The sequence below is a fragment of the Bradyrhizobium sp. P5_C11_2 genome, assembly GCF_054049755.1.
On record NZ_JBFULT010000034.1, the window covers coordinates 21,539 to 28,022 of the forward strand.

General features: G+C 66.2%; 5 protein-coding genes. 1 reads left to right on the plus strand and 4 read right to left on the minus strand.

The window, feature by feature from the left end:
- The first annotated feature begins 23 nt into the window (after window positions 1-23).
- Entirely contained in the window at window positions 24-887 is an 864-nt protein-coding gene (locus ACXJL8_RS06110) for a LysR substrate-binding domain-containing protein (protein WP_456619651.1), read from the plus strand.
- An 11-nt stretch (window positions 888-898) separates the two neighbouring features.
- Here the strand turns inward: ACXJL8_RS06110 and ACXJL8_RS06115 are convergent, their stop codons facing one another.
- From ACXJL8_RS06115 to ACXJL8_RS06130, 4 genes are all read right to left on the minus strand, one after another.
- A complete protein-coding gene (locus ACXJL8_RS06115; RefSeq protein ID WP_456619650.1) occupies window positions 899-1,303 on the minus strand; it encodes a hypothetical protein in 405 nt (134 codons plus the stop codon).
- Window positions 1,304-1,313: 10 nt separating this feature from the next.
- Window positions 1,314-2,012, minus strand: a complete 699-nt coding sequence (gene pdeM / locus ACXJL8_RS06120; protein WP_456619660.1) for a ligase-associated DNA damage response endonuclease PdeM — start codon at window positions 2,010-2,012, stop codon at window positions 1,314-1,316.
- Between the two features lie 270 nt (window positions 2,013-2,282).
- Window positions 2,283-4,877: a ligase-associated DNA damage response DEXH box helicase gene (locus ACXJL8_RS06125; protein ID WP_456619649.1), complete on the minus strand. Its 2,595-nt coding sequence runs from the start codon at window positions 4,875-4,877 to the stop codon at window positions 2,283-2,285.
- A 210-nt stretch (window positions 4,878-5,087) separates the two neighbouring features.
- Window positions 5,088-6,317 (minus strand): ABC transporter substrate-binding protein, encoded by a 1,230-nt coding sequence (locus ACXJL8_RS06130; RefSeq protein ID WP_456619648.1) that lies wholly within the window; start codon window positions 6,315-6,317, stop codon window positions 5,088-5,090.
- Window positions 6,318-6,484: the final 167 nt, after the last annotated feature.

Sequence of the window (6,484 nt, forward strand, 5' to 3'; positions counted from 1 at the left end):
TTGATTTTCGAATGGAGGCGCCCATGCTCGATCTCGAGCTTCTGCGCAGCTTCGTCTCGGTGGTCGATGCCGGCGGTTTCACCCGTGCCGGCGAACGCGTCCACCGCACGCAATCGACCGTCAGCCAGCAGATCAAGCGGCTGGAGGAGGACGTCGGTCAGGTGCTGCTGCATCGCGACGGCAAGGACGTGCGCCCGACCGAGGCCGGCGAACGGCTGCTGTCCTACGCACGGCGGCTGCTCTCGCTCGCCGAGGAGGCGCGCGACGTGCTGAGCCAGCCCGACAGCGAGGGCGCGATCCGGCTTGGTATCCCCGAGGATTTTGCGGCGTACCGGCTGGCGAAACTGCTGGGCGCGTTCGCGCGCTCGCATCCGGGGCTGCGGCTCGACGTGCGTGCCGACCAGAGCAAGAATCTCGCTCGCGATCTCGATCGCGGCGAGCTCGACCTTGCGCTTTACAAGCGCGAGGCCGGCGCCAAGGGCGCCATCGCGGTGTGGCCGGAGCAGGTGCACTGGGTCACCAGCAAGAGCCATCCGATCGATGCCGGCGCGCCGTCGGTGCCGCTGATCGGCTTTCCGCTCGGCTGCCTCTACCGCGCCGGCGCCATCCACGCGCTGGAAAGCGCGGGCCGCATCTGGCACATGGCCTATACCTCATCGAGCCTCGCCGGCATCCAGGCCGCCGTCGCCGCCGGCATGGGCCTGAGCATCTTGTCCGAAATGTCGATCCAGCCCGATCACCGCGTGCTGACCGCCAAGGACGGCTTTGCGCCGATCAACCGGACCGAAGTGGCGTTGATGGCCGCGCCGGGCGCCAGCCCCGCGACGCTGCGGCTCGCGGATCGGCTGGCGGAGTTTTGCGACGACGTGCAGGCGAAGGCGGCTTAGCGAGCCGACGGCTAAGGGTTGACCAAAGCTTCTTTGGCCAGCACCCAGCCAGAAAGGCCATACGACGAATTTAGAACGAAGCCCTTAACGCCCTTTGCCGCGAGCGCCTGCGCCGCAGCAGCCAAATCGGCAGCCCATGGCCCCGGGGCACCCGCCATTCGATAAGACTCCGCGATCCTGGAGCCGTAGTCCGCAAACACCTGCTCAATGGAGACAGCCGCCAATGAGGAGATGATGTTTCCGAATGCGTCGTCATCAAATTGATATCCCTCCACACCATTGAAAACGATGGTTCGGGGCGGCTGCTCGCGCTTTGCAACGTCTCTGGGATCGGGCTTTGTGTGAAGCTTGATCTGGCGGGCTTCGCAGTTCACCTCGTAAGCAACGACAAAATCATCATGAAGCGAGGGCAGCATGGTCGCGTCCTCAATAGCACCGCGACGCGGCGATGGCGTGGACACGGCGGTCGCCGAGGAGATGGGCGACAAAACCATTGCTGGCAAAGATCTTTGCGAACGCCGCATCACGGATGCTGAGGCCGCCGGCATAGGCGCCGAAGGCGGGCATCACGGCGCGCATCCCGTCGCTGGCGAAGCAGCGACGCTCCATCGAGCGGCCGCGCGCGGAGACGCGGGCCTTCGGATGCAGATGGCCGGCGATCTCGCCATGCCCGCCGGTCGGCTCGTGGCGGAAGGTGATCGGGCCGATCGCGATTTCGTCGGCGATGGTGCCGCCGAGATCGCGCGGCAGCATCGGATCGTGATTGCCCGAGATCCAGATCCAGTCGCGACCGCTCTGGAGTGCGGCGACGGCGTCGCGATCCTCCGCGGAAAGGCGCTCATGCGCGGTGCGATCGTGAAAACTGTCGCCGAGCGCGATGACTACACGGGGATCATGGCGGGAGATGACAGCAGCGAGGCGGCCGAGCGTTGCGATCGTATCGTAAGGCGGCAGCAGCACGCCGCGCGTGGCGAAGCTCGAGCCCTTTTCCAGATGCAGGTCGGAAACGACGAGCAGGCGCTGCTCTTCCCAGAACAGCGCGCCGGAGAGATCGACGTGAAACGACACGCCGGCGACATCGAGAGCGCGCGTTGAAGTGATCGATAGCGCAACGTTCTCCGTCATGGCCGGGCGTAGCCGTTCGAAGAACGGCGTCGCTTCCGCTCGCCTGTGCCCGGCCATCCACGTGCCACCTTTCTCTCCGTCATTCCGGGGCGCGCGTTAGCGCGAACTATGGTGCGCAATTGCGCACCTGAGAATCTCGAGATCCCGGGTTCGATGCTTCGCATTGCCCCGGGATGACCGTGCCGGCGGAAAGGCGTAGATGCCCGGGTCAAGCCCGGGCAAGACGATGTGGAAGGAGTGGTGCCCCAAAAATTCATTCGCGCGAACAGTCTACGACATCGCCTCTTTGACGAGCTCGTCGGCGGCCTCCGCCAACAGCTCGTCTCCAGCTTCGCCATAAACTGACTCGCGGCCGATTTCCAGCATCACGGGGACGGCGAGCGGGGAGACGTGGTCGAGTTCCCGGTGGGTGATGCGGCCCCGGATGCGGGCGAGCATGCCGCCGAGGCGGCGCAGGTCGAGCAGGCCGGTGGCGGCATCGGCGCGGGCGGCGCGCAGCAGCACGTGATCGGCCTGGTGTTTGCGCAAAACGTCGTAGACCAGATCGGTCGAGAACAGCACCTGGCGGCGGCTCTTGTCCTCGTCGGTGAAGCGGCGCTCGATCAGGCCGGAGATCAGCGCGCAGTTGCGGAAGGTGCGTTTCATCAGCGCGGATTCCGCGAGCCAGGCCTCGAGGTCGTCGCCGAGCATGTCGGGATTAAACAGCGCGTCGAGATCGAGCTGGCCATTGCGGATCATGAAGGAGGCATCGCCGAGCCCCCAGATCGCGACCGCATATTCATTGGCGACGAAACCGAGCGGCCGGGCGCGCATCCGCTCCAGCCGGCGCGTCAAGAGCATGCCGAGCGTCTGATGCGCGAGGCGCCCCTCGAAGGGATAGCAGATGAGATAGTGCTTGCTGCCGCGTGGAAAGGTTTCGACCAGCAATTCGCGCACGCCGGGGACGCGGGAGACATCCTTCTGCAACGACAGCCAGTCGCGCACCTGCTCGGGCAGGCCGCCCCACGCGCGCCTGTCGTCGAGCAGGCGCCGCACGCGCTCCGCAAGATAGGTCGAGAGCGGAAATTTGCCGCCCATATAGGACGGCACTTTCGGGTCCTTGTCAGCGGCGCGGGAGACATAGACCTGGTCTTCGGCGAGCGCCTCGTAGCGCACCACTTCTCCGCCGAACACGAAGGTGTCGCCGGGGGTGAGGCCCTCGATGAAATATTCCTCGATCTCGCCGAGCACACGACCGGTGCGCGCGATCGGGCCGGTCGCGCCGGCACCGGTGGTGCGCGAGCGCACCAGGCGCACCTTCAGCATCGGCTCCTCGACGATGGTGCCGACATTGAGGCGATAGCTCTGCCGCACCTTTGGATTGGCGACGCGCCAGCGGCCCTGCTTGTCCTGCTTGATGCGGGCGAAGCGCTCATAGGTCTTCAGCGCGTAGCCGCCGGTGGCGACGAAATCGACGACGTCGTCGAAATCCCGCCGCGCGAGATCGGCATAGGGTGCGGCGGTGCGCACCTCGTCATAGAGCTCGTCGATGAGAAACGGCTCGCCGCAGGCGCGGCCGAGCACGTGCTGGGCCAGCACGTCGAGCGCGCCGGTACGCAAGGGCGGCGTGTCCTGCGCATTCTCCGCGATGGCGTCGATCGCGACGCGGCACTCCAGCACCTCGAAGCGGTTCGCCGGCACCAGCACGGCGCGCGAGGCCTCGTCGAGGCGGTGGTTGGCGCGGCCGATGCGCTGCATCAGGCGCGAGGAGCCCTTCGGCGCGCCGATATTGACGACGAGATCGACGTCGCCCCAATCGACGCCGAGGTCGAGCGAGGAGGTGCAGACCACGCCGCGCAATTTGCCGGCCGACATCGCGTCCTCGACCTTGCGGCGCTGGGCGACGTCGAGCGAGCCATGATGCAGCGCGATGGCAAGGTTGTCGTCGTTCATGCGCCAGAGATCCTGGAACAGCATCTCGGCCTGGCTGCGGGTGTTGACGAAGACCAGCGTGGTCTTGTTCTGCTTGATCAGGTCATAGACTTCGGCAAGGGCGTGGCGCGCGCTGTGACCGGCCCAGGGCAGGCGCTCGCGCGTATCCAGCATCTCGACCAGCGGCGGCGCCGCGCCGCCGGCGGTGACGATGTCGGCCGACTCGGCCTTGTCCTTCGGTTGCGGCACCAGGAAGCGCGCCAGCGATTCCGGCTCGGCCACCGTCGCCGACAGGCCGATCGCGCGCATCTCGGGCGCCAGCCGCCACAGCCGCGCCAGCCCGAGCGACAACAGGTCACCGCGCTTGGAGGTGACCAGCGCGTGCAGCTCGTCGAGCACGATGCGCTTGAGCGAGGAGAACAGGAACGGCGCGTCGTCGGAGGAGAGCAGCAGCGCGAGCTGCTCCGGCGTCGTCAGCAGGATGTCCGGCGGATAGCGCCGCTGGCGCTGCCGCCGCGACACCGGCGTGTCGCCGGTGCGGGTCTCGATCTTGATCGGCAGCCCCATCTCGGCGACCGGAAGTTCGAGGTTGCGCGCGATGTCGACGGCGAGGGCCTTGAGCGGCGAGATGTAGAGGGTGTGGAGACCGCCGGAGCGCTGCAGGGTGCGGCCGGTGGAGACCACGGCCTTCGCCGGGGCCATTTCCGTCGAAGCCATTTTCGTCGAAGCCTTGGGCGCATCACTCAGCTCCACCAGCGTCGGCAGAAATCCCGCCAGCGTCTTGCCGGCGCCGGTCGGCGCGATCAGCAATGCGCTAGCGTCCTCGCGCGCCTTCGCCAGCAGCGCCAATTGATGCGCGCGCGGCGACCAGCCGCGGCCCGCGAACCACGCCTGGAAGCGGTCGGGCAGCAGCGCAGCCGGCTCGGCCGAGGTTTTGAGGATGCGGGGCGGCACGGCATCACAGGTAAGCCGTGGGGATGGGTTCGTCGAGGGGGTGGGCTTCTTCGCCTCTCCCCGCTTGCGGGGAGAGGCCGGCGCGAAGCGGCGGGTGAGGGGGAGCCTCCGCGAGTCCAACTGCCCCCGTCCGCGCGGAGAGAGCCCCTCACCCCGACCCTCTCCCCGTAAGAACGGGGAGAGGGGAAGAGACAGCGGCGTGCGCGCCCCCTACTCCGACATCGGCTTGTCGGAGATGTCCCAGTCCTTGCCGCTGAAGGTGGAGATGAAGAGCGTCTTCATCGGCGTGTAGTCGTCGGGCGTGTAGCTGTAATTCACGCCGTCGAGGAAATAGGGCGAGTGGAAGCCGTTGAGATTCGACGCCTGCTTCAAGACGTTGGCGCGGGTGAGATCATCGCCGCAGCGGCGCAAAATCTCGCCCATGGTGACGGCCTGGCCGTAACCGGCGAAGGCGATGGTGTTGTCTTGATCGATCGCCGGCGTGTATTTCTTGCGCAACTCCTCGAACGCCATCACGTCCGGGTCCTTCTCCCATTTGGGCAGGCCGACTTCCTTGTTGTAGCGGATGGCGACGATGCCGGCGGCATTCTCGAGGCCCGCGGCGTTTAGGATCGAGCGGCCGGTCGAGCCCGCCGAGAGCAATTGCAGCGGCTTCCAGCCGAGCTCAGCCACTTTCCGGATCGACTGCGACGACGCCTTGCCGGTGGAGATGTTGTAGAACACGTCGGCGCCCGACTTCGAGAGATTGATGAGCTGGGAATCGACGGTCGGCTCGGTCAGATCGTAGGTCTGCTCCATGATCACCTGCGCGGTGCCGCCGGCATCGGCCAGCACCTTCTTGAAGGGACCGAGGAAGTCGCGGCCGAAATCGTCGTTCTGGTAGAGGATGCCGATCTTGGCGTTCGGCTTCACGGCAACGACGTGCCGAGCCAGGATGCGTGCCTCGGTCGGATAGAGCGGCAGGCCCGCCATCGTCCATTTGAACTCTTTCGGGTTGTTCCACTTCGACGCGCCGGTGTTGAGCAGCAGTTGCGGCACGCCCTTCGAGTTCAGGTATTTGTGCACGGCGGTCTGCGGCGCGGTGCCGAGCGAGCCGTAGAGCGCCAGCACTTCCTCCTGCTCGACCAGGCGCCGCGTCGCCTCGACGCATTTCGGCGCGCTGTAGGCGTCGTCCATGGTGAGGAATTTGATCTTGCGCCCGTTGATGCCGCCCTTCTCGTTCAGCATCTGGAAATAGGCCTCGCCGATGCGCCCGAGCACGCCATAGAGCGAGCCGGGGCCGGAATGCGGCACGGTCTGCCCGATCTTGATCTCGGTGTCGCTGGCGCCGGCGTCGTATTTCTTGTCAGCGGCCCAGACGTAAGGCGCAGGCAGCGTCGATGCGGCGATGGTGGCGAGCGCGGCGGCGCTGAAATCGCGCCGCGATGGATTCTTCGTCATTGTTTGTTTCTCCCTGTTGCGCGCATTGTGCTGGCATCGCGGCACGGCTCGCAAGTGGGAAGTCGCAGCTTTGCGACGCAATGACGCTCAAATCGGCGCGTATAGCGCCTAGACTCAAGTTTTCTCGGCGACGACGACGAGGCCGCGCACCGGCTCGTTGTTCTCGT

Excerpts from the sequence above, each read along its gene's own strand:
- ACXJL8_RS06130 (WP_456619648.1), bottom strand. The coding sequence starts at position 6,317 with ATGACGAAGAATCCATCGCGGCGCGATTTCAGCGCCGCCGCGCTCGCC.
- ACXJL8_RS06115 (WP_456619650.1), bottom strand. The coding sequence starts at position 1,303 with ATGCTGCCCTCGCTTCATGATGATTTTGTCGTTGCTTACGAGGTGAAC.
- ACXJL8_RS06110 (WP_456619651.1), top strand. The coding sequence starts at position 24 with ATGCTCGATCTCGAGCTTCTGCGCAGCTTCGTCTCGGTGGTCGATGCC.
- pdeM (WP_456619660.1), bottom strand. The coding sequence starts at position 2,012 with ATGACGGAGAACGTTGCGCTATCGATCACTTCAACGCGCGCTCTCGAT.